Raw genomic sequence first — 21825 nt, forward strand, 5'->3', positions numbered from 1 at the left:
GCGTGCCGTCGTCCGTAGAAGCTTGTTAACGCCAAGAAGCATCCGATATGACAATAATGTCACGGATTCCCATCTTTGCGACACATTGTTGGTCTGAAAGACAGTTCAATTTTGTATCGGCAATAGAGTATCTGTTACATTCCTACTTTTCCGGCATGCGTGCCGGTGCCATCACTGACGAATATTTATGCCTGCCGCCTCATTGCCACCTGACGAACTTGATTGTCCATCGATGCCCGACGCACTTGCGGAGCTCGAACGACGCGTCGCCGAACGCACTGCCGAACTGCAGGAAGCGCAGCGCATGCTGGCCGAGGCCATTGCGCGCCAGCGCGTGCTTGAAACCGAACTGCGTGCGCGCGAAGCGGAGCTCGGCAGCGTGATCGAACATGCCAGCGATGCCTATATCGGCCTGGATGAAGCCGGCATCGTCACCGCCTGGAACCGCCAGGCCGAGCACACCTTCGGCTGGCCGCGTACGGAAGCCATCGGCCAGTCCCTGGAGCGGCTGATCGTTCCTCCTGCCCAGGCGGATGGCGGGCACGGCGGCGTACAGGCTTGCCTGGCTGCCGCCGCCGGCGGCGCCGGCGAGCGCGTCGAGCTGCCGGCCGTGCGGCGCGACGGAACGGCGCTGACGGTCGAGGCGCGCATCCGCGCCCTGGAGGTGGACGGCCGCACGATGTTCAGCGCCTTCCTGCACGACATCACCGAGCGCAAGCAGGAGCAGGCCAAGCGCGAATTCGAAAGCCGCCACGACATGCTCACCGGCCTGCTGAACCGGCGCGCGCTCATGGAATCGCTGCCGCTGGCCCAGGCCCGCGCCAGCCGCAGCGGCAAGACGGTCGGCATGCTGTACATCGACCTCGACGGCTTCAAGGCCGTCAACGATTCGCAGGGCCATGAAGCGGGGGACATCCTGCTGGGCGTGATCGCCGAGCGCCTGCGCCTCGGCGTGCGCAAGACGGACAGCGTATTCCGCCTGGACGCCGACGAATTTACCGTCCTGCTCGAGGACATGGCCGATACCTTCGACGATGTCCACATGGTGGCCGAAAAACTCAGCGCCAGCATTGCCGAGCCGGTGGAACTGCCGGGCCGCGCGGTGCGCGTACGCGCCAGCATCGGCATCGCCCTCAATACCACGGCCAACCCGCGCCAGCCGGAGGAACTGCTGAAGGAAGCCGACCACTTCATGTACCGGGCCAAGAAGGCCGGGCGCGGGCAGGTGTGTTCGGCCAAGCATCCCTGCTGATCACCCTGCGGATTCATCCCTCCCGGTTTTCCTGCCTGTCCCGGCCTGCCGGAGCGCCCGCTCCGGCGCCCTGCCGCCATTGCCCTGAAAAAGACGCTTGACCTTCCCATTGTGGGAAGGACTATGCTTCCGGTATGGCGTAAAGGCATCGACAAGGAGGACACATGGACACCAGGACAAACACGGCAAGGGGGAGCGGTGAAGCGGTCCTGCGCATCGAGGGCATGACCTGCGCCTCGTGCGTTGCGCGGGTCGAGAAGGCCTTGCGGGCGGTGCCGGGCGTCGAGGAGGCCGCCGTCAACCTGGCCACCGAGAAGGCGAGCGTGCGCGGCAGCGCCGATGCGGCTGCGCTGGTCGCCGCGGTGGAGGCGGCGGGCTACGAGGCGCACGATGCATCGGCGCCGGTCCCCGGGCAGGCGGGAAAGCGGGAAGCCGCGTTGCCGGCCTGGTGGCCGGTCGCCGCGGCTGTACTGCTGAGCACGCCCCTGGTGGCGCCGATGTTCCTCGGCCCGTTCGGGATCGACCCGATGCTGCCGGGCTGGCTGCAGCTGGCGCTGGCCACCCCGGTGCAGTTCTGGCTGGGCGCGCGCTTCTACCGTGCCGGCTGGAAGGCGCTGCGCGCCGGCAGCGGCAACATGGACCTGCTGGTGGCGATCGGCACCAGCGCGGCCTACGGCTTGTCGCTGTATCTGATGCTGAACCCCCTGTCGCGTCAACCGGGCGACCACGGCGGCACCCACCTGTATTTCGAAACGTCGGCGGTCGTCATCACCCTGGTATTGCTCGGTAAATGGCTGGAGGGCAGGGCCAAGCGCCAGACGCTGGCTGCGCTCGAGGCGCTGCAGGCACTGCGGCCGGGCGACGCGCTGGTGCGGCGCGACGGCGTCGACACGCGCATCGCCCTCGACGCGCTGCGCGTGGGCGACCTGATGGTCGTGCGTCCCGGCGAGCGGGTGCCGGCCGACGGCGTGGTCGAGGAGGGGCGCAGCCACCTGGACGAATCCCTGCTCACCGGCGAAAGCCTGCCGGTGGCCAGGGAGCCGGGAGACCGTGCCACCGGCGGCGCGGTGAACGCCGAGGGCCTGCTGCTGGTGCGCGCCACCGCCGTCGGCGCCGGGACCATGCTGTCCCGGATCATCCGCATGGTCGAGGATGCGCAGGCGGTCAAGGCCCCGGTGCAGCGCCTGGTGGACCGGGTCAGCGCCGTGTTCGTGCCGGCGGTGCTGCTGGTGTCGCTCGTGACGCTGCTCGGCTGGGGCTTGACGACGGGCGACTGGCAGGCGGCGCTGCTCAATGCGGTGGCGGTGCAGGTGATCGCCTGTCCCTGCGCGCTGGGGCTGGCCACGCCGACCTCGATCATGGTCGGCACCGGCGCCGCGGCGCGGCACGGCATCCTGATCAAGGACGCGGAAGCGCTCGAAACGGCCCATGCGCTCGACGTCGTGGTCTTCGACAAGACCGGCACGCTGACCGAGGGCAAGCCGCAGGTGGTGGCCGTCGAAGCGGCCAGGCCGGCGGAGGCGCCGGAGGCCGTGCTGGCGCTGGCCTGGGCCGTGCAGCAGTACAGTGCGCACCCGCTGGCAGGCGCGGTGGCCGCTGCCGCGCAGGCGCGCGGCCTATCCTTGCCGCAAGCGAGCGGGGCGGTGGCCCTGCCGGGGCGCGGCGTCCAGGCCGAGGCCGGGGGCGCCACGCTTTACCTGGGCAATGCGCGCCTGATGGCGGAGCAGGGGGTGGACATGGCCGCGCTGCAGGCACGGGCCCGCGCGCACGAGGACAGCGGGCGCACCGTGTCCTGGCTTGCCGAGCGCAGGAACGGCCTGGCGCAAGTGGTGGGCCTGCTGGCCTTCGGCGACGCCCTCAAGCCCGGCGCGGCCGGCGCCGTTGCGCGGCTGCGGGCGATGGGCATCGAGCCGGTCATGCTTACCGGCGACAACGAAGGCGCGGCGCGCCTGGTGGCGCGCCAGCTCGGCATCGAGCGCTTCCATGCCGGCGTGCTGCCGGGCGACAAGGCGCGCGTTGTCACGGAACTGATGGCGTCCGGGCGCAAGGTCGCGATGGTCGGCGACGGCATCAACGACGCGCCGGCGCTGGCCGCGAGCGATGTCGGCATCGCGATGGCCGGCGGCACGGATGTCGCCATGCACAGTGCCGGCATTACCCTGATGCGCGGCGACCCCGGCCTGGTGGCGGACGCGGTCGCCGTTTCGCAGCGCACCTATGCGAAGATTCGCCAGAACCTCGGTTGGGCCTTCGTCTACAACGTGGTCGGCATCCCGCTGGCCGCGTCCGGCCTGCTCAACCCGGTTCTGGCCGGGGCCGCGATGGCGCTCAGCTCGGTGAGCGTGGTGGCCAATGCGTTGCTGCTGCGCGGCTGGCGGCCGCAGGCGCAGGCATCCGAACCATTATCAACCACGGGGACGACGGCGTCCCCGCAACAAGGAGGAAGCACCATGTATGAATTGACCGTGGATGGCATGAGCTGTGGGCATTGCGTGGGCCGCGTGACCAAATCCGTGCAGGGCGTGGACGAGGCCGCGAAGGTGAACGTGGACCTGCCGACGAAGAAGGTGACGATCGACAGCAGCGCGGACCTGGACCGCATCGTGGCCGCGATCGACGCCGCCGGCTATCCGGTGACGGCGCGCGCGGGCGCCTGAATACCGGGGCCGGCGTTTGTTTCTTTTCGATGACAATAAAATAACTGTGCCAGGCACATACTTTTGAGCTATATTTTGATCGAAACCAAATAGCAGTACAAAAACTGGAGCAAAAGCAGGCGCCACAGTAGGAGCAACAGCGGACGCAGCACGATTTCTCGGCCAGCATTCCCTTGGGATGACACATGCGACATGGTGTTTTAGCAGAACCGGCAGACCTGGCGAAACACCCCCCAACCGGCCACCAGCTGCGCAACGTCCTGGTCGTGATCGTGGTCCTGGCCGTGCTGTTCGCCCTGCTGGCGCCCCTGGCGGCGACACCGATGCCGGTGGCGCCGGAATTCGTGCCGATGCACCAGTCCATGCTCATCGGCAGCAACCTGCTCACCGGTATCCTGCTGCTGGGCCACGTGCACACCAGCCGCTCGTGGTCGCTCGGCATCCTCACGCTGGGCTACCTGTTCACGGCGCTGATCGCGCTGGCCCACATGCTGACCTTCCCTGGCCTGTTCTCGTTCCGCGGCGTGCTCGGCGGGACCAGCCAGACCACGCCGTGGCTGTACATCGCCTGGCATGCCCTGTTCCCGCTGTTCGTGCTCGGCTATGCGCGCAACTACCGGCGTCCGTTGCCGCCGCACTTCATGCGCCTGGGTACGCTCCTGACGACGCTGTTCGTGTGCCTCCTGGTGCTGCTCTGCACCTCCGGCGCGCCCTGGCTGCCGACGCTGGTCGAGGACCAGCGCTTCCAGCCCGTGTACCGCTGGATCAGTACCGCGGTGCTGGCCCTGAGCCTGTACGCGTTGTGGAAGATCGTGCAGAAGCGGCCGCGCGCGGTGCTCGACGTGTGGCTGACGGTGGCGATGACGGCCTGGGTGTTCGAGGTGCTGTTGTCCTGCCTGCTCAACAGCGGGCGCTACGACCTCGGCTTCTACGCCGGCCGGGTATACGGCCTGGCCGCTTCGCTGTTCGTGCTGGGCGCCGTCGCCATCGACAATATCGGCCTGCACACGCGCCTGCGCGACACCTTCGACGAGATGCTGGAAACGCGCGCGCGCGCGCAGTGGCAAAGCCTGCTCGGCTCGGTGCTGCGCCAGTTGCCGGACGGCGTGCTGATCGTCGATCGCCATGGCCGCTGCGTCATGGCCAACGACCAGGCCCAGCACATGGCCAGGCGATTCGAGCATGCCGGCACTGGCAAGGACGCGGGGGGCGGGCCGGCGGCGATGCTGTCGCTGATCGGCGAGCCGGTGCGGCGCGCGATCGCCGGCACGCCGTTTCGCGACGCGATGCTCGAAAGCGTGGCCTCGAATGGGCGTCGCGTGTTCACCGTCAGCGGGGCGCCGCTGCGCGACGGGGCGGCCGAGCTGGCGGCGGCCGTCATCGTCCTCGACGACATCACCGAGCGCACCGAGGCCAGCGCGGCGCTCGCGCGGGCGCTCGACCAGACCCGCTACCTGATCGAGAACACGCCGCTCGCGGTCATCGAATGGGACCGCGACTTCGTCATCCGGCTGTGGAACCGGCGCGCCGAGGAACTGTTTGGCTGGAGCGCGCACGAGGCGGTGGGGCAGCGCGTCGATGCGCTGCCGGTGGTCCACGAGGACGATGCCGGCAAGGTCGCGATGGCGATGGGACGCCTGATCGACTCGGCCACCAAGTACGTCAAGTCGACCAACCGCAACCGCACCCGCGACGGCCGCACCCTGTGCTGCGAGTGGTACAACTCGGTGCTGTACGACGACCAGGGCGACATCGACAAGGTGTTCTCGCTGGTGCTCGACGTGAGCGAGCGCGAAGAGGCGATGGAAGGGCTGAAGGAGGCCGACCGCCGCAAGGACGTGTACATCGCCACCCTCGCGCACGAACTGCGCAACCCGCTGGCGCCGATCGCCAACGCGGCTTCGCTCCTGCGCAGCAAGCAGCTGGCGCCGGACCGCATCGAGTGGATTGCCCAGATGGTGGCGCGCCAGACCGCGCAGATGTCGCGGCTGCTCGACGACCTGATGGACGTCTCGCGCATCAGCCGCGGCAAGATCGCGCTGCGCCGCGCGCCGCTGGAGCTTGGGCGCTTGATCCGCGATACCCTGCAGACCAGCATGCCGCTGGTGGAGGCCGGGCGCCACCAGGTGGCGCTGCACCTGTGCGAGGACATGGTCTGGGTCGAGGCCGACCAGCTGCGCCTGACCCAGGTGCTGGCCAACCTGATCAACAACGCAGCCAAGTACACGCCGCCGGGCGGCCAGATCGAGATCACGCTGGACGAGGAGCGCGGTACGGACGGGAACGAGGCCATGGTGCGCGTGCGCGACAACGGCATCGGAATCGAGCCGGCGATGCTGGCGCGGGTGTTCGACGCCTTCGTGCAGGTGAGCAGCGCCAGCCACCTGGCGCAGGGCGGGCTCGGCATCGGCCTGTCGCTGGCCAAGGGCCTGGTGGAGCTGCACGGCGGACGCATCGAGGCCCATAGCGCCGGGCCCGGCCACGGTTCGGCCTTCACCGTGCGCCTGCCGGCGATCCGGCCGCCGCAAGCACCTGGCACGGACGAGCAGGGCAGCGGCGGGGAAGCCCGGTTGCGCAAGAGCGTCCTGATCGCCGACGACAATGTCGATGCGGCCGAGTCGCTGGCCTGGCTGCTGCGCTCCGAAGGGGCGACGGTGGAAGTGGTGCACGACGGCGCCGCCGCCCTGCGCCTGTACGACGAGCGACCGGCCGACATCGCGGTGCTCGACCTCGGCATGCCGGAAATGGACGGGCTGGAGGTGGCCGCGTCGCTCAGGCACCGCGTCCCGCGCCCCTACATGGTGGCCGTGACCGGGCGCGGGCGCAAGGAAGACCGCGCCGCCTCGCTGGCGGCGGGCTTCGACGAACACCTCACCAAGCCGGTGGCGCCGCAGGAGCTGATCGCGCTGCTCAAGCACGTATAGCGGTTCCCGCCCACCCGTTCAATGCTTGTGATTGCGCGGCTTGCGGACGTGCAGCGACGCGTCCTTCGGTGCGCCCGCCGCCTGTGGCGCGCTCGGCGCCGCCGGCACGTCTCCCGTCCACTCGTGCGCCACGGTTCCCGCCGGATGCCTGTACCAGCCCGGGTCGCGGTAATCTCCGCGCTTGAGCCCCTCGCGCACCTTGAGCACCGTGAACATCCCGCCCATCTCCATGTTCCCGAACGGGCCTTTGCCGTCCATCATCGGCAGCGTGTTCTCCGGCAGGCGCATGCGCATGTCGCCCATCGAGCCGCCCTTGTCGCCCATCACCATGTAGCCCGGCACCAGGCTGTTGATCTTGCGCGCCACGCCGCGGTGGTCCACGCCGATCAGGTTCGGCACGTCGTGGCCCATCGCGTTCATCGTGTGATGCGACTTGTGGCAATGGAAGGCCCAGTCGCCCGGATTGTCGGCCACGAACTCGATGGCGCGCATCTGGCCCACCGCGACGTCGGTCGTCACCTCCGGCCAGCGGCGCGATGGCGGCACCCAGCCGCCGTCGGTGCCGGCCACTTCGAAGCGGTGGCCGTGCAGGTGGATCGGGTGGTTGGTCATGGTCAGGTTGCCGAAGCGGATGCGCACCTTCTCGTTCAGCCCCGCCACCATCGGGTCGATGCCGGGGAAGACGCGGCTGTTCATGGCCCACAGGTTAAAGTCGAGCATGGTGTTGGTGCGCGGCGTGTAGCTGCCCGGCTCGATGTCGTAGCTCGATAGCAGGAACACGTAATCGCGGTCCACCGCGTGCTGGCGCGGGTTTTTCGGGTGGGTGACCCAGAAGCCCATCATGCCCATCGCCATCTGCTGCATCTCGTCGGCGTGCGGGTGGTACATGAAGGTGCCGGCATGGCGCGCCACGAATTCGTACACGAAGGTTTTACCGGGCGGGATGCCGGGCTGGGTGAGGCCGGTGACGCCGTCCATCCCGCAGGGCAGCAGCTGGCCGTGCCAGTGCACGCTGGTGTGCTCGGGCAGCTTGTTGGTCACGAAAATGCGCACGCGATCGCCCTCGACCACCTCGATGGTCGGGCCCGGACTCTGGCCGTTGTAGCCCCACAGGTTGGCCTGCATGCCGGGTGCGAACTCGCGCACCACCGGCTCGGCGACCAGGTGGAACTCCTTGACGCCATCCTTCATGCGCCAGGGCAGGGTCCAGCCGTTGAGGGTGACGACCGGGTTGTAGGGGCGGCCGTTGGGCGGCGCCAGCGGGGCAGCGGTGGCGGCGGAAGACGCGCTCGGGGTATCGGGCAGCGTCGCGGCGCCGGCCCGGCTGACCAGCGAGGCGCCCAGCATGGTGACGCCGGCGCCGGTGAGGAAGTTTCTGCGGTTGGTCATGGCCGATGTTCCTTTGCTTCTTTCTGTTCCTGGTGTTGCCGGTGTTCGTGGTGTCGGTGGTGTTGGTGTTCCTGGTGCCGGTGCGCCTGCTGCGAATCTGCCGGTACCTTTGATGCCTCGATGCGGCCGCCCAATGCGCCTTCCAGCGCCGTATCGGCAAGCCAGAATTCCTTGAGCGCCTCGATATAGGCCGAGACGGCCTGCGCCTGCTCGCGCGCGTCGAGCAGCAGCTCGAACGGGCTGGCCAGCATGCCGTTGTAGCGCAGCAGGGTCTCGTCGGCGATCTTCTTGCGCAGCGGGACGACTTCGTCGCGGTAATGGCGGGCCAGGTCGTAGCTGGCGCGGTAGCCGAGGTAGCGCTCGCGCGCTTCGCTGCGGGCCGTGACGGCGGTGTCGGCGACACGCTGCACGGCCTGCATGTACACCGCTTCGGCACGGGCGACACGGGCGCCGCCCCAGTCGAACAGCGGCAGTTCGAGGCTGACTTCATAGCCGTCGGCGCGCGCGCTGCCGCCGTCTTCGCCGCGCTCGCGCTTGTCGTGCCAGCCGATGTCGAGCACGTTCACGAAGCGCGTGGTGCGCGTCAGGCCCAGGTCGGACGCAAGGTGCCCGGCGGAGAGGCGCGCGGCCTGGACGTCGAGCCGGCGCTCCAGCGCCGCCTGTTCGATGCGCGCCAGTTCATGCGGGGCAGCCGGCAGCTCGGGCAGGCGCTCGGGCAGGGCGTAAGCCGCCCGCGCACCCCACAGGCCGAGGTGGCGTGTCAGGTTTTCGCGCGCGCCCTCGAAGCTGCGGGTGGCCCGCAGCACGGCCGCGCTGGTCTCGGCATAGGCGGCGCGCTCGCGCGCGAGGTCGAGCTGGCTCGCATTGCCGGCTTTCGTCATCCGCCCCATCAGCTCGGCAGCCGCCTCGGCTGACGCGTTGACCTGGCGCGCATAGGCCAGGCTTTGCTGCGCGGCCACGGCCTCGACCCAGGCCTTGCGTGTTTCCAGTGCGTGGCGTTCGATCGCGCCGGCCACGGCCAGCCTGGCCGCGTCGAAGCGGCGCGCTTCCATGCGCTGGCGCAGCGGCATGGTCAGCAGGCCCGCCAGGTCCAGTCCGACCGAGCGCTCCAGTTCGCGTTCGCCGCCGCCCGACAGGCGCGAGAAGCCGAACGACGGGTTGCGCAGGCGCGCCGCCTGCGCCAGGTCAGCCTGGGCGACACCGACTTCCCAGTAGGTGGCCTGCAGGCCGGGGTGGTTCAGCAGCGCGATGCGCACCGCGCCGTCCATCGAGACCGGCTGCGCGAGCAGGGCGTCGATCTCCTGCGCCAGTGCCTGGCCGTCGCTACCGGCGGGCGCCAGCCGCGGCGTCGCGCCGGTGCGCTCCTGCACCAGCCGGGCGACATCGGCCGCGCCTTGCTCGGGCCCGACGCTGGCGCAGCCTGCCAGCGCCAGCAAGGCGGCGCCGGCCAAGGAAATGGTACGCATCAGTGGTGTCCTTTCCCGTCGTGTCCCGCGTGCCCTGCGTGGTCGTGCACCGGGGCGGGCTGCGGTTGGGGCGCGCCGTGCGCGCCGTGTGAACCATGCGCGCCGTGCGATGCCGGCGCACCGTCCGGCCGCGGCGCCGGGTGCTCCGGCATGGTCAGCATCATCGAGTTGTAGCCGGCGACGGTGCGGTTGGCATCGGCCCAGTGACGGTCAGGCGTGGTGGCCGGCCGTTCTGCCGGGTGGTAGGGAACGGCGCCGCGGTACTGCGTCTCGGGGACGGCGGCGTTGGCGTCGTCAGCCCGCTGCAGGGCGGCAGGGGCGGAAGCCGCAGGCGCGGCAGGGGCGGCAGCCGCCGCTGGCGCGGCGGCAAGCGCCGATGCGGCGGCGCCTGCCATCAGGAATACATGGAACATGGGGTCCTCTCGGTTGAAGTCGGGGCAGCCGCGCGTGACGGGACGGGCGGCCGGGCGAATCAGGCGAGAGCGGTGCGCGGAGGGCGGTCGGGCAGGTCGGGGTCGAAAGCCGCCACGCTGGCAGGCGCGGTCGCGGGGCAGCAGCTGCACGGACAACAGGGTTTCAACGGTGTGTGCGGGGCAGGCGCCATCGTGGCGCCGACCGAACAGGCGGCGCAGTTGCCGCAGGAGCCGTGCTGGCCATGCTGCCCGCCGTCGTCCTGGCTCGCGGCCGCTTGGGCGTGCTCGGCCTGCCCGGATGATTCGTGGCAGGGCGGCGTGGTCGCATGCGCATGGTGATCCGCCGTCCTGGCTGCGGCCTTCGCTTCGCCGTGCGCGCACGCCAGCATCGCCGCCGAGGCGAATCCCTGGAACGGGATGGCCAGCAGCACGAGCCAGACGAGGAGGGTACGGGCGAGCGTTTTCACGGGGGCGATTCTAGCATGGCTTTTCGCCGCCTTATTGACAAGCACGGGTGCTTGGCAAATTGCAAAGTTTGCGATCGGCTGCCGGTGTCGTCCGTCCGCCGCCTGCAGGCGCCCAGGCGATTACCCGTCCGCCCCTTCCGTCGCGCGGCGGCAAGCCGGGCAGCCAGGCAGCCGTGGGCGGTCCGGTGCGCGCCGGCTTGCGAAGCGGCGCTATCCTTGCCTGACGCCGACTTTCGAGGAGTGGACATGAGGATGCCGCCTGCCAGTTCCGCATTGCTTTGTACCGGGAGCATGGCATGAGCGTGCGCAACCTCGAACACCTCTTCGCCCCGCGGTCGGTGGCGCTGATCGGCGCATCGGAGCGGCCCGGCAGCCTGGGCGCGACCCTGCTGCACAACCTGCTCGCGGGCGGCTTCAAGGGCGAGGTCTGGCCCGTCAATCCCAAGTACGAGGCGCTGGCCGGACGGCGCTGCTACGCCGCCGTGGCGGACCTGCCGCAGGCGCCGGCGCTGGCGGTGATCTGCACGCCGCCATCCACGGTGCCCGCCATCGTGCGCCAGCTGGGCGAGCGCGGTACGCGGGCGGCGGTGGTATTGTCGTCCGGCCTGTCGGAGGCGCGCAACCTGCGCGGGCGCAGCCTGCGCCAGGCCATGCTCGACGCCGCCCACCCCTACCTGCTGCGCCTGCTCGGGCCGAACAGCGCCGGGCTGCTGGCGCCCGGCCTGGGCCTGAATGCCAGCATCGCGGCAAGCGGCGCGCTGCCCGGGAGGATCGCCTTCGTGTCGCAGTCGGGCGCGCTGATGGCCGGGGTGCTCGACTGGGCGCGCACGCGCGGCATCGGTTTCTCGCACTTCATCGCCCTGGGCGACGGCGCCGACGTCGACCTCGGCGACACGCTCGATTACCTGGCGAGCGACGGCGGGACCGGGGCCATCCTGCTGTACGTGCAGGACCTGCGTTATGCGCGCAAGTTCATGTCGGCCGCGCGCGCCGCCGCGCGCAGCAAGCCGGTACTGGTCCTGAAGGCCGGGCGGGAGGAGGAAGCCGCCCCGGCGGCGGCAAGCGAGAGCGGGGCGCTGGCCGGCGCCGACGACGTGTTCGACGCCGCCATCCGGCGCGCCGGCATGCTGCGGGTATACACCACCGACCAGCTGTTCTCGGCGGCCGAGACCCTGGCCTACGCACGACCCTTGCACGGCGAGCGGCTGGCCATCGTCAGCAACGGCGCCGGGCCCGGCGTGCTGGCGCGCGACGCGCTGGCCTATGGCGGCGGCGTCGAGGCGCAGTTCGCGCAGGCGTCGCGCGAGCAGCTCGACGGGCTGCTGGCGCCGGGCTGGCGGCGCGGGAACGTCGTCAACCTGCAGGGACGCGCCGCGCCCGAGCTGTACCGCCAGGTGCTGGAGATCCTGCTGCACGACCCGCAGGTCGACGCGGTGCTGGTGATCCAGTCGCCCACCGCCACGGTGGCCAGCCGCGACGTGGCCAATGCCATCGCGCCGCTGGTGCGCACGGCCTCGAAGACCATCCTGTCGTGCTGGCTGGGCGGGGCGGCGGTATCGGAGGCGCGCGCGATCGCCTCCGGCGCGCGCCTGCCGGCATACCGCACGCCCGAGGACGCGGTGGCCGGCTTCCTGCAGCTGGTGCAGTACCGGCGCAACCAGAACCTCCTGATGGAGGTGCCGCCCTCGATGGCGGGCACGGTGGCGCCGGACCGGGCGGCGGCGCGCGCCCTGGTGCGCGAAGCCATCGCGGGCGGGCGTTACCTGCTGTCCGACCCCGAAACCAAGGCCATCCTGCGTACCTACGGCATGGCCGTGGTCGAGACGCGCGCCGCGAAAACCGTCGACGAAGCGGTGCTGGCGGCCCAGCACATCGGCTATCCGGTCGCGGTCAAGATCCTGACGCCGGACGTGATGCACAAGTCCGACTTCGGCGGCGTGACGCTGGACCTCGACAGCGAGGAGGCCGTGCGTGCGGCGGCGGCGCGCATGCGGCGGCGCATGGGCGAGCTGTTCCCGCAGGCGCGCTTCGAAGGCTATTCGGTGCAGGCCATGGTCCGGCGCAGCAATGCGCACGAGCTGATCGCGGGCGCCGCCACCGACCCGGTATTCGGGCCGGTGATCGTGTTCGGGCAGGGCGGGGTGACGGTGGAGGTGACGCAGGACCACTCGGTGGGCCTGCCGCCGCTGAACCTGGTGCTGGCGCGCGACCTGGTCGACCGTACCCGGGTGGCGAAGCTGCTGGCGGGCTACCGCAACCGGCCGGCGGTGAACATGGACGCGGTGCTGGCATCGCTGGTGCAGGTCTCGCGCATGGTGTCGGACATTCCCGAGATCGTGGAGCTGGACCTGAACCCGCTGCTGGCCGACAGCCGCGGCACCGTGGTGCTGGACGCGCGCATGCGCCTGGCCCTGGCCGACCGTTCCGGCAGCACGCTCGACCGGCTGGCAATCCGCCCCTATCCGCGCGAACTGGAGGAAACCATCGACTGGAACGGCGGCCCGTTGCTGCTGCGCCCGATCCGGCCCGAGGACGGCCCGGCACACCTGGCCTTCTTCGATGCGCTCACGCCGGACGACGTGCGCTACCGGATGTTCGTGCGCATCCGCGAACTGCAGCCCTCGCAGCTGGCGCGCTTCACCCAGATCGACTACGACCGCGAGATGGCCTTCATCGCCACGCGCCCGAATGCCGACGGCGTGCCCGAGACCCTGGCGGTGGGGCGGGTGGTGGCCGACCCGGACAACATCACGGCCGAGTTTGCGGTGACGGTGCGCTCGGACCTGAAAGGCATGGGCCTGGGGAGGATCATGATGCAGAAGCTGATCGACTACTGCCGTTCGCGCGGCACCCGCGAGATCGTGGGCGAGGCGCTGCCGCAGAATTCGCGCATGACCAATATGGTCAAGAAGCTCGGATTTACCGTGAAATCCACCGGCCTGGAAGGCATGCGCGAGATGCGCTTGATACTGTAGGGTGGTCGCCTACGCCGGCCGCGCGTTCAACCGGTATTGCCACCGCCGCGCGGGCAGCAGTACCGTGAGTCGGACGCCCAGTCCGCAAGCCGCCTAGCCGTGAAAGAATATTTCATGTTTTCTTCATAAATGAAATAATATTTCACTTGCGGAAGCGCACATCCTCCTGCACCACCTTCGCATCCGCCTTCGGTTTCTTGGGCTTCTTCGGCTTCTTGACGATCTGCCCGCCCGGGCCGGTCTCCGGCACGCGGTGGTCCGGCTCGAAGCCGCCCTCCTCGACGCGCTCGAGCGTCTGGCGGGTGAGCGCCTCGATGGCGGCGAGCTGCTCGACCTCGTCGGCGGCCACCAGCGACACCGCTTCGCCCGACGCTCCGGCGCGCCCGGTACGCCCAGTGCGATGCACGTAGTCCTCGGCCACGATCGGCAGGTCGATGTTCACCACCACCGGCAGGTCGTCGATGTCCAGCCCGCGCGCGGCGACGTCGGTCGCCACCAGCACCCGCACGTCGCCGGCCTTGAAGCGCTCCAGCGCGCGCAGGCGTGCCGGCTGCGGCTTGTCGCCGTGGATCGAGTCGGCCGCGATGCGCCTGGCCTCGAGCAGGCCGACCAGTTCGTCCACGCCCTTGCGCGTCCTGGCGAAGGCCAGCACCTGGGGCCAGGCGTGCTTCTTGAGCAGGTGCAGGAACAGCTCGGACTTGCGTTTCTTGTCCACCGGCACCAGCCATTGCTTGATGGCGGCGGCGGTCGTGTTGCGCGGCGTGGCCTCGATGCGCACCGGCTCGCGCAGCAGGCGGTTGGCCATGGCGCGGATCTGGTCGGAGAAGGTGGCCGAGAACAGCAGGGTCTGGCGTTTCTTGGGCAACGCCGCGAACACCTGGTCGAGTTCCTTCGAGAAGCCGAGGTCGAGCATGCGGTCGGCCTCGTCGAGCACCAGGGTCTGGACGTCGCTGAAGCGCACCGCGTTCTGGCGGTGCAGGTCGAGCAGGCGGCCCGGCGTGGCGACCAGCACGTCGACGCCCTTGCGCAGGTTCATCATCTGCGGATTGATGCTGACCCCGCCGTAGGCCACCATGGTGCGCAGCGTCAACCCGGCGCCGTAGGCGCGGAAGCTTTCGTGGACCTGCTCGGCCAGCTCGCGCGTCGGCACCAGCACCAGCGCCCGCGCGGTATTGCTCGTGGCCGGAGCGCTCTTCCTGGCCAGGCGCTGCAGGATCGGCAGGGCGAAGCCGGCCGTCTTGCCGGTGCCGGTCTGGGCCGCGGCCATGACGTCCTTTCCGGCCAGCACGGCAGGAATCGCCTGTTGCTGGACGGCGGTCGGGGTGGTGTAGTCGAGCGAAGCGAGGGTCTGGACGATCTGGTCGATCAGTCCGAGGGAGGCAAACGACATGGAAACCTTACGGCGAAAAAATAAACAGGCCGTAGTTTCTCATATCAAGGCGCCTGCCGCAGCCGGCCAGCGCGGCAGAACAACGAACCAGCCGACGAACCAGCCGATGAATCTGCTGACCATCTCAGCCGACGGCGACGCTGTTGGACAGGTCGACGATGGGCTTGGCCGGTTCGCGCTGGTCCTTGCAGCCGCCGGCCAGCAGGCAGGCGAGCGCGAGCGCGGGAATCAGGATGCGGCGTGCTTGCATGATGCGTCCTCCACGAGAGTCTTCATCATACTCCGGTCCGCGGCATCGCTGCATACGCTAGATGCCGGGCACGGCGCCGGCACCTCAGAAACTGTACGACAGGCTGGCGCGCAGTACCGGAAAGAGCCTGTAGTCCGACACGTCGTCCTGCAGTCGCAGCTCTTCGACGGCCAGGTCGCGCGCCAGGGCGTCGCACGCCGCACTCGAGACCGTGCAGCCGAGTGCGGCCAGCCTGACCCGGGCCTTGCCCTGGTAGAAGGCGCCGATGTCGGCATTGAACTGCCAGCGCTTGTCCGGGCTGAGGGCATTACCCCAGCCGATCCCGAAGTAGGGCGCGGCGCGGCGGAAGCGCACGCTGCCGTTGAGCGTACCGACCTCCGCGGCCGAGTAGGTATTGCCGTTGAAGGTGAAGCGCCCGCCGGCCGGTTGGCCCCGTGCATCGAAGCGGGTGCCGTTATAGATGAGGCCGGCGGTCAGGCGGAAATTGCTCCCCGGACGGACGTACCAGTCAGCCAGCAGGTCGTAGGTGTGCAGCTTGCCGGACAGGTCATAGTCGACCAGGCCGGAGCGCTGGGCGAAGTCGTAGCCGAGGTAGTTGAGGCCGATACGGGCGTTGAGCGCAGGCGCCACCGGCACGGTCAGGTGCAGGCCGGCACCGGTGGTGCCGAGGTCGGCGCTGACGGCAACGCCGGCCTGGGCGTGCGCGGATGCACTGGCGAAGCAGGCGGCGAGGACGGCAAGCGTGGCGAGTGCGGTAGGCGGGTGCTGGATGCGTTTCTGGCCCATGGGAAAACCTTTCGGTGTCGGGAAGTGGTATCGAGCCCGGCTTGTAGTCGCGGTGGGTGCCGCCACGAACGCGTTCGCGCAAGCGACGCGTCGGGTGCGGCACATGCGCAACGCATTTTTTCGTTCCCGGCGCCTCTGGTTTCGTCGCCGCCATCCCGGCTCCGTCGCATAATGTCACCCGGCAATGAAGACCGGGACTAATCTGGCGCTGCCCTGACTACTGAAAGCACATCATGATTTCAAGCACGTTCCACCTTGGCAGGCTGCTGACGGCCTGGATGGCCTGCTACCTGGTCTTTACCATTTTCGTCAACGAGACCTTCTTGCAGCACGCCCAGCGCGACCCCGGCGGCTACTTCGCGCTGCTCGGGTTCGGCCTGGCCGTGTGGGTGCTGTCCGGCGTGTTCTCGCACATCCGCCGGGTGCGCCTGGTCGCCGGTTCCGTCAACAGCGGCACCCTGTCCAACCGCCAGCGGCGCCAGATCGAGATTCCGTTCGAGGCCGGCGAGGCCTTCGACCTGATCGATGCCGCGATTCGCGAACTGCCCGGCGCGGTGATCGTGGAAAGCGCACGCGACAGCCTGCAAGTGCGCGCCAAGGTCAAGCGCATCAACCCCTACGGCATGAACGACGACGGCCAGGCGCCGGCCGCCAGCTGGGCCTTCATCCCCTTCGGCGAGCGCCGCAACCAGATCCTGGCCACGGTCACGCCGAACGGCGACGCCGCCGGCAGCGTCACCCTGATCTGCGAACCGGAAGGCGCGGCCTGGACCGACCTGTTCCTGGTCGACCACGGCACCAACCTCGAGAACGCGGAAGCGATCGGACGCGCCATCACGCGCCGCGTGGCCGAGCGCCGCCGCCTCGAGTCGGCGCAGGTACGGCAGACCGCCACCGAGAAGGAACTCACGGTGGCCAAGCTGAACCTGCTGCACGCCCAGGTCGAGCCGCACTTCCTGTACAACACCCTGGCCAGCGCCCAGGTGCTGACGCGCAGCGATCCGGCGCGCGCCGACGAGATGCTGGGCAACCTGATCCAGTACCTGCGCCATTCGCTGCCGCGCACCGAGGACGCGCCGTCGACCATCGGCGAGGAACTGGAACGCGCCCGCGCCTACCTCGACATCCTGAAGATCCGCATGGGTCCGCGCCTGAACCTGCAGGTCGACGTTCCCGACGCGCTGCGCGGGGTGATGTTCCCGACCATGATGCTGCAGACGCTGGTGGAGAACGCGATCAAGCACGGGCTGGAACCGAAGCCGGGCGGTGGCACGGTATGGATCCTGGCGCGCCAGGTCCAGATGGGGGAAACGAGCGCAGTCTCGGTGACGGTGGCCGACGACGGCCGCGGCTTCACCCTGGAAGGCGGCGGCACCGGCGTCGGGCTGCGCAACGTGCGCGAACGCCTGCGCCTGGCCTACGGCAGCGCGGCCGCGTTCTCGATCGTCGCCAACTTCCCGAGCGGCGTGGCGGCCACCATCACCGTACCGCATGCCCTCCAGGCAGGAGGAGTCCATCATGGCTGATACCGTTCGCTGCGTGGTTGCGGAAGACGAAGCCCTGCTGCGCGAATCGCTGGTGCAGATGCTGGGGCAGGTGTGGCCGGAACTGGAGATCGTCGCGGTCTGCGAGGATGGCGGCAGTGCGCTGGAGGCCATCGCCGCCCACCAGCCGAACGTCGCCTTCCTCGACATCCGGATGCCCGGCCTGAGCGGGCTGGAAGTCGCTTCCGGCTTGCTCGAGGCTGGCGTGAAGACCGACATCGTCTTCGTCACCGCCTACGACCAGTACGCGATTGCCGCCTTCGAGCGCGGCGCGGTGGACTACCTGCTGAAACCCGTGGCGCGCGAGCGGCTGGCGGCAACGGTGGAACGGGTGCGCCAGCGCCTGCAGCGCGGTGGCCAGGATGGGGGGCAGCTGCGGGCGCAACTGCAGGCGCTGCTGCAACAGCTGGCCACGGTGGCGCCGTCGCAGCCGAAGGCGCCGCCGCTGGTGTGGCTGACCGCCAGCCGCGGCCAGGAGACGCGCCTGATCCTGGTCGACGACGTGGCCTATTTCCAGTCCGACAGCAAGTACACGGTCGTCATGACGGCGGACGGCGAGGCGCTGCTGCGCAAGCCCATCCGCGACCTGCTGGAGGTGCTCGACCCGTCGATGTTCAAGCAGGTCCACCGCTCGACCATCGTCAACCTGCGTGCGGTGGCCGGCGTGACGCGCGACGAGAGCGGACGCGGCACGCTGCGCCTGAAGAACCGGCCGGAGACGCTGGCGGTCAGCCAGCCCTTCATGGCCTTGTTCCGGAATATGTAACCAGGTGTGAAAGGCTGCTCGGAATGTAAGAATGTGGTCCATCGTACACTGCCGAGCTCGTTGCGGATGGTAAAGTCCTGCCATTAGTCAACTTCAGAGACACCCATGAAAGCCTTGATCCTCGGCGCGGCCCTCGCTGCCTCGCTCGCCGCCGCCTCCTTCCCGGCCCTGGCCCAGACCAACGTCAGCATCAGTGTCGGCCAGCCCGGCTTCTATGGCCGGATCGACATCGGCGACTTCGGGCCGCCGCCGGTCTATGTGCGCGAACCGGTGATCATCGAGCGCCACCATCACTACCGTGCCGAGCCGGTCTACCTGCGCGTGCCGCCGGGCCACCGCAAGAACTGGAAGAAGCACTGCCGCAAGTACGGCGCCTGCGGCCAGCCGGTGATGTTCGTGCAGGACCGCTGGTATTCGGACGTGTATGTGCCGCGCTACCGCGAGCGCCATGTGTACCATGTGCGCCACGAACGCGATCGCCACGACCGTTACGACGACCGTCATGACGACCGCGGACACGGCCGGGGCCACGACAAGGGGCATGGTCACGGCAGGGGCCACGGCCGCGGCCACGACTGAGCCGCCAGCCCGGCGCCTCGCCGCAGGCGCCGCCGCTAGCTCGGCAGCGGTGCATCCCCGGGCAGCAGCCCTTCCTCCACCAGCTCCTGCCAGAAGGCGGCCGGGATCGCCTGCGCCATCAGCGCTGCATTGCGCAGCAGGTGGCGCGAACTGCTGGCGCCGGGAATCGTCGCCACCACCACCGGGTGGGCCATCCCGAACTGCAGCGCCGCCGCCGGCAGGTCGACGCCGTGGCGCGCCGCGACCGCGCGCAGGCGCTCGCGCCGCAGGTGCTGCTCGCGGCTGGCGGGCTGGTAGTCGTAATGCTCGCCGCCGGCCAGGAAGCCGGAGTTGAAAGGGCCGCCCAGCACCACGCCGGCGCCGCGCTCGGCGCACAGCGGGAACAGGGCCTCGAGCGGCGTGGTTTCCATCAGCGTATAACGCCCGGCCAGCAGGAAAATGTCGGGGTCGGACTGCTGCAGCGCGCGCAGGCAGGGCTCGACCGTGTTCACGCCCAGTCCCCAGGCCTTGATCAGGCCTTCCTCGCGCATCCGTACCAGGCCTTCGAAGGCGCCGCCGGGGCCGGCCGCGATCCGGAAGTAATGCTCGAAGCGGTCGCCGAAATGGTCCGGCGACAGGTCGTGCACATAGACGATGTCGACATGGCCGAGGGCCATGCGCTGCAGGCTGTCCTCGACCGAGCGGCGCGCGCCGTCGGCGCTATAGTCGTAGACGCGGCGGTAGGGCAGCGACGAGACGAAGGGGCTCTGGACGTGGCCGGCCGGATCCGGCACCAGCAGGCGCCCGACCTTGGTCGACAGCGTGTACTGCTCGCGCGGACGAGAGCGCAGGGCGTGCCCGAAGCGGTGCTCGGACAAGCCGGTGCCGTAGTGCGGCGCGGTGTCGAAGTGGCGGATGCCGGCATCCCAGGCGGCGTCGACGGTTGCCCGCGCGGCCTCGTCGCCCGTGACGTGGTACATGTCGCCCAGCCCGGTGCCGCCCAGGCCCAGGTGCGTGATCGGTCGGTAGCGCTGGTTCACTCGGGATTCCTTTCGTGTGGGGTGGTCGATGGGCTGGACAGCCCGCCGGGCCATGCTACACCGGCGGCCTTGAAGGCCACGCGCGCGATCCGCAAGCGTGCTGCACGGCGCCTAGTGGGCACAGTCCGGAAACACCGGCTTGTCCCGTCCCACGGGACAGTGGCGGGTGCCCGCCGGCGCATGCGCGAGCGTCTTTGATTCGCCCACCTTCAGCGAAAACTCGGTCAGGAATTCCTTGGTGCAAACCAGGGACGGACGGCCGTTCTTCGCGGGGCCTTCGCGGCACGCGGAGGTGTACAGCACATACCAGCACTGGCCGGCCGGGCTGCTGTCGCAGCGATGCGTTATCGGGGCCGTGCTTGCGGCAGGCGTGGCGACCTGGGCGAACGCTGGGGAAGCAGCAAAGATGGCTGCCAGCACGGTGAATGCGGACAGCAGGGGATACGCGATGTTCATGTGGGCCCTGATTGTTATCGAGAGCAAGAATATAGCAATTGGCTCTTGCCATAAGCTCACGCATTCCCACACCGGCTTTCCTGTCCCGCCCAACACTGCCTGGGATAACGTAGTAATATTGCCACATCGCCCATGTGCTGGCATTGCCGGACGGGCGCCATGATGGAGGTGAGCTTGCGTAGCGAAATCGTGATCGTGGGAGGCGGCGCCGGCGGACTGGAGCTGGCCTGCAAACTGGGCCGCAAACTCGGCCCGTCGAAGGTGACGCTGGTGGACAGCCGGCTCTACCATATCTGGAAGCCCTCGCTGCACGAGGTCGCGGCCGGCACCCTGGACATCCACCAGGAAGGCCTGTCGTACCAGATGCTGGCGCACGACAACGGCTTCAATTTCGTGTTCGGGCCGATGACGGCGCTGGATGCGGCAAGCAAGACCATCACGGTCGGCGCGATCCTCTCCGCCAGCGACAACGACGAGGTGCTGCCCGAGCGGCGCATCACCTACGGCTCCCTGGTGCTGGCGGTCGGCAGCACCTCGAACTACTTCGGCGTCCCCGGGGCGCGCGAACACACCATTTCCCTGAATGCCACCGAAGACGCCGAGCGCTTTCGCCTGCGCATGCTGCGCCTGATGCTGGCGGCCGAGCAGGAGCACGAGGAGAGCAACGGGGCGGGCGGCGCGGGCCTGGACGTGGTCATCATCGGTGGCGGCGCCACCGGCGTGGAGCTCGCGGCCGAGCTGCGCGAAGCCTCGAGCGCCTACGTCAACTACGGATTCGACCAGCTCGACGGCAAGCGCGACGTGCGCATCACCATCCTCGAGGGCGCGCCGCGCGTGCTGGCGCCGCTGCCGGAAAAAGTCTCGGCGGCGGCGGCCGACCTGCTGAACAAGCGCGGGATCCGCGTCGTGACCAATTGCCGGGTGACGCAGATCGACAAGGACCGGGTGGTGGACAAGGACGGCAACGTGTATCCGTCCAGCCTGTGCGTGTGGGCGGCCGGCATCAAGGCCCCCGACTTGCTGGCCTCGCTCGGCCTGCCCACCGCGAAGGGCGGCCAGGTCGAGGTCGATGCGCACCTGCGCGTGAAAGGAGCGAGCGACATCTATGCGTTGGGCGACTGCGCCGCCTGCGTGGACGGCAACGGCAATGCGGTGCCGCCGCGCGCCCAGGCCGCGCACCAGCAGGCCGACTACCTCGTCACGACATTTATCCGCAAGTCCAAGGGCCATGCGCCGCAGGACCGGCCGTATGAATACCGCGACTATGGCTCCCTGGTGTCGGTCGGCCGCGATACCAGCGTGGGCAGCTTGATGGGCTCCTTGCGCGGCGCCAGCTGGTTCGTGCAAGGGACGATGGCGCGCCTGATGTACACCAGCCTGCACTTGATGCACCACCGCGCCGTGCTCGGCACGATGCGCACCGGCGTGCTGGCGCTGGCGCGTTTCCTGGTGCGGCGCGCGACGCCGCTGGTCAAGCTGCACTGAGTGCCGC

Annotated in this window: 17 protein-coding genes; 8 read left to right on the plus strand and 9 right to left on the minus strand. The window is 69.3% G+C overall.

All coding sequences use genetic code 11. The annotated features are described in order from the left end of the window. The first annotated feature begins 232 nt into the window (after positions 1-232). The 3 genes from ACFFJK_RS19270 (at position 233) to ACFFJK_RS19280 (ending at position 6833) form a co-directional block, all read left to right on the plus strand. The gene (locus ACFFJK_RS19270) at positions 233-1252 is read left to right on the plus strand and encodes a diguanylate cyclase domain-containing protein (protein WP_379681279.1); all 1020 of its coding nucleotides are present in this window, start codon (positions 233-235) and stop codon (positions 1250-1252) included. Between the two features lie 164 nt (positions 1253-1416). Further along, positions 1417-3909, plus strand: coding sequence for a heavy metal translocating P-type ATPase (locus tag ACFFJK_RS19275; protein ID WP_379681280.1), 2493 nt, complete (start codon positions 1417-1419; stop codon positions 3907-3909). Positions 3910-4094: 185 nt separating this feature from the next. Next, a complete protein-coding gene (locus tag ACFFJK_RS19280) occupies positions 4095-6833 on the plus strand; it encodes an ATP-binding protein (RefSeq protein ID WP_379681282.1) in 2739 nt (912 codons plus the stop codon). An 18-nt stretch (positions 6834-6851) separates the two neighbouring features. Here ACFFJK_RS19280 and ACFFJK_RS19285 read toward each other — a convergent pair whose 3' ends face one another. The 4 genes from ACFFJK_RS19285 to ACFFJK_RS19300 are packed head-to-tail and all read right to left on the minus strand — an operon-like array spanning position 6852 to position 10613. Further along, positions 6852-8222 carry a multicopper oxidase family protein gene (locus tag ACFFJK_RS19285; protein ID WP_379681283.1) on the minus strand — a complete coding sequence of 457 codons (1371 nt, stop codon included), beginning with the start codon at positions 8220-8222 and terminating at the stop codon, positions 6852-6854. Continuing rightward, entirely contained in the window at positions 8219-9688 is a 1470-nt protein-coding gene (locus tag ACFFJK_RS19290; protein WP_379681285.1) for a TolC family protein, read from the minus strand. The genes ACFFJK_RS19285 and ACFFJK_RS19290 overlap by 4 nt, the downstream gene beginning before the upstream one ends. Then, on the minus strand, positions 9688-10101 hold the full coding sequence (locus tag ACFFJK_RS19295; RefSeq protein WP_379681286.1) for a hypothetical protein: 414 nt from the start codon (positions 10099-10101) through the stop codon (positions 9688-9690). The genes ACFFJK_RS19290 and ACFFJK_RS19295 overlap by 1 nt, the downstream gene beginning before the upstream one ends. Positions 10102-10160: 59 nt before the next feature. Beyond that, positions 10161-10613 (minus strand): hypothetical protein, encoded by a 453-nt coding sequence (locus ACFFJK_RS19300; RefSeq protein ID WP_379681288.1) that lies wholly within the window; start codon positions 10611-10613, stop codon positions 10161-10163. A gap of 251 nt (positions 10614-10864) precedes the next feature. Here ACFFJK_RS19300 and ACFFJK_RS19305 point away from each other — a divergent pair, with 251 nt between their 5' ends. Continuing rightward, positions 10865-13543 carry a bifunctional acetate--CoA ligase family protein/GNAT family N-acetyltransferase gene (locus tag ACFFJK_RS19305; RefSeq protein WP_379681289.1) on the plus strand — a complete coding sequence of 893 codons (2679 nt, stop codon included), beginning with the start codon at positions 10865-10867 and terminating at the stop codon, positions 13541-13543. 142 nt (positions 13544-13685) lie between these two features. On the opposite strand, the gene ACFFJK_RS19310 is transcribed toward ACFFJK_RS19305, so the two are convergent. The 3 genes from ACFFJK_RS19310 to ACFFJK_RS19320 all read right to left on the minus strand — a co-directional run bounded on the left by ACFFJK_RS19310 (position 13686) and on the right by ACFFJK_RS19320 (position 15969). Beyond that, entirely contained in the window at positions 13686-14933 is a 1248-nt protein-coding gene (locus ACFFJK_RS19310; protein ID WP_379681290.1) for a DEAD/DEAH box helicase, read from the minus strand. Positions 14934-15057: 124 nt separating this feature from the next. Next, positions 15058-15183 carry a hypothetical protein gene (locus tag ACFFJK_RS19315; RefSeq protein ID WP_379681291.1) on the minus strand — a complete coding sequence of 42 codons (126 nt, stop codon included), beginning with the start codon at positions 15181-15183 and terminating at the stop codon, positions 15058-15060. Between the two features lie 84 nt (positions 15184-15267). Further along, a complete protein-coding gene (locus tag ACFFJK_RS19320; RefSeq protein ID WP_379681292.1) occupies positions 15268-15969 on the minus strand; it encodes a hypothetical protein in 702 nt (233 codons plus the stop codon). Between the two features lie 233 nt (positions 15970-16202). Between ACFFJK_RS19320 and ACFFJK_RS19325 the strand changes: the two genes are divergently transcribed. From ACFFJK_RS19325 to ACFFJK_RS19335, 3 genes are all read left to right on the plus strand, one after another. Then, on the plus strand, positions 16203-17495 hold the full coding sequence (locus tag ACFFJK_RS19325) for a sensor histidine kinase (protein WP_379681294.1): 1293 nt from the start codon (positions 16203-16205) through the stop codon (positions 17493-17495). Beyond that, entirely contained in the window at positions 17488-18279 is a 792-nt protein-coding gene (locus ACFFJK_RS19330) for a LytR/AlgR family response regulator transcription factor (protein ID WP_379681296.1), read from the plus strand. The genes ACFFJK_RS19325 and ACFFJK_RS19330 overlap by 8 nt, the downstream gene beginning before the upstream one ends. 105 nt (positions 18280-18384) lie before the next feature. Continuing rightward, positions 18385-18858 carry a hypothetical protein gene (locus ACFFJK_RS19335; protein WP_379681297.1) on the plus strand — a complete coding sequence of 158 codons (474 nt, stop codon included), beginning with the start codon at positions 18385-18387 and terminating at the stop codon, positions 18856-18858. A 35-nt stretch (positions 18859-18893) separates the two neighbouring features. Here the strand turns inward: ACFFJK_RS19335 and ACFFJK_RS19340 are convergent, their stop codons facing one another. Continuing rightward, a complete protein-coding gene (locus ACFFJK_RS19340; protein ID WP_379681298.1) occupies positions 18894-19877 on the minus strand; it encodes an aldo/keto reductase in 984 nt (327 codons plus the stop codon). A 111-nt stretch (positions 19878-19988) separates the two neighbouring features. Continuing rightward, positions 19989-20333, minus strand: a complete 345-nt coding sequence (locus ACFFJK_RS19345; protein WP_379681299.1) for a hypothetical protein — start codon at positions 20331-20333, stop codon at positions 19989-19991. 174 nt (positions 20334-20507) lie between these two features. On the opposite strand from ACFFJK_RS19345, the gene ACFFJK_RS19350 reads away from it, so the two are divergent. Next, complete coding sequence (locus ACFFJK_RS19350) at positions 20508-21818, plus strand: NAD(P)/FAD-dependent oxidoreductase (protein ID WP_379681300.1); 1311 nt, start codon at positions 20508-20510, stop codon at positions 21816-21818. Positions 21819-21825: the final 7 nt, after the last annotated feature.

This window comes from Massilia consociata, from assembly GCF_042432755.1.
Classification (GTDB): domain Bacteria; phylum Pseudomonadota; class Gammaproteobacteria; order Burkholderiales; family Burkholderiaceae_D; genus Telluria; species Telluria consociata.

Bases quoted from the DNA above. Each gene is read 5' to 3' on its own strand.
- ACFFJK_RS19275 (WP_379681280.1), top strand. From the start codon at position 1,417: ATGGACACCAGGACAAACACGGCAAGGGGGAGCGGTGAAGCGGTCCTG.
- ACFFJK_RS19315 (WP_379681291.1), bottom strand. From the start codon at position 15,183: ATGCAAGCACGCCGCATCCTGATTCCCGCGCTCGCGCTCGCCTGCCTG.
- ACFFJK_RS19285 (WP_379681283.1), bottom strand. From the start codon at position 8,222: ATGACCAACCGCAGAAACTTCCTCACCGGCGCCGGCGTCACCATGCTG.
- ACFFJK_RS19345 (WP_379681299.1), bottom strand. From the start codon at position 20,333: ATGAACATCGCGTATCCCCTGCTGTCCGCATTCACCGTGCTGGCAGCC.
- ACFFJK_RS19270 (WP_379681279.1), top strand. From the start codon at position 233: ATGCCCGACGCACTTGCGGAGCTCGAACGACGCGTCGCCGAACGCACT.
- ACFFJK_RS19305 (WP_379681289.1), top strand. From the start codon at position 10,865: ATGAGCGTGCGCAACCTCGAACACCTCTTCGCCCCGCGGTCGGTGGCG.
- ACFFJK_RS19310 (WP_379681290.1), bottom strand. From the start codon at position 14,933: ATGTCGTTTGCCTCCCTCGGACTGATCGACCAGATCGTCCAGACCCTC.
- ACFFJK_RS19335 (WP_379681297.1), top strand. From the start codon at position 18,385: ATGAAAGCCTTGATCCTCGGCGCGGCCCTCGCTGCCTCGCTCGCCGCC.
- ACFFJK_RS19280 (WP_379681282.1), top strand. From the start codon at position 4,095: ATGCGACATGGTGTTTTAGCAGAACCGGCAGACCTGGCGAAACACCCC.
- ACFFJK_RS19325 (WP_379681294.1), top strand. From the start codon at position 16,203: ATGATTTCAAGCACGTTCCACCTTGGCAGGCTGCTGACGGCCTGGATG.
- ACFFJK_RS19330 (WP_379681296.1), top strand. From the start codon at position 17,488: ATGGCTGATACCGTTCGCTGCGTGGTTGCGGAAGACGAAGCCCTGCTG.
- ACFFJK_RS19290 (WP_379681285.1), bottom strand. From the start codon at position 9,688: ATGCGTACCATTTCCTTGGCCGGCGCCGCCTTGCTGGCGCTGGCAGGC.
- ACFFJK_RS19295 (WP_379681286.1), bottom strand. From the start codon at position 10,101: ATGTTCCATGTATTCCTGATGGCAGGCGCCGCCGCATCGGCGCTTGCC.
- ACFFJK_RS19320 (WP_379681292.1), bottom strand. From the start codon at position 15,969: ATGGGCCAGAAACGCATCCAGCACCCGCCTACCGCACTCGCCACGCTT.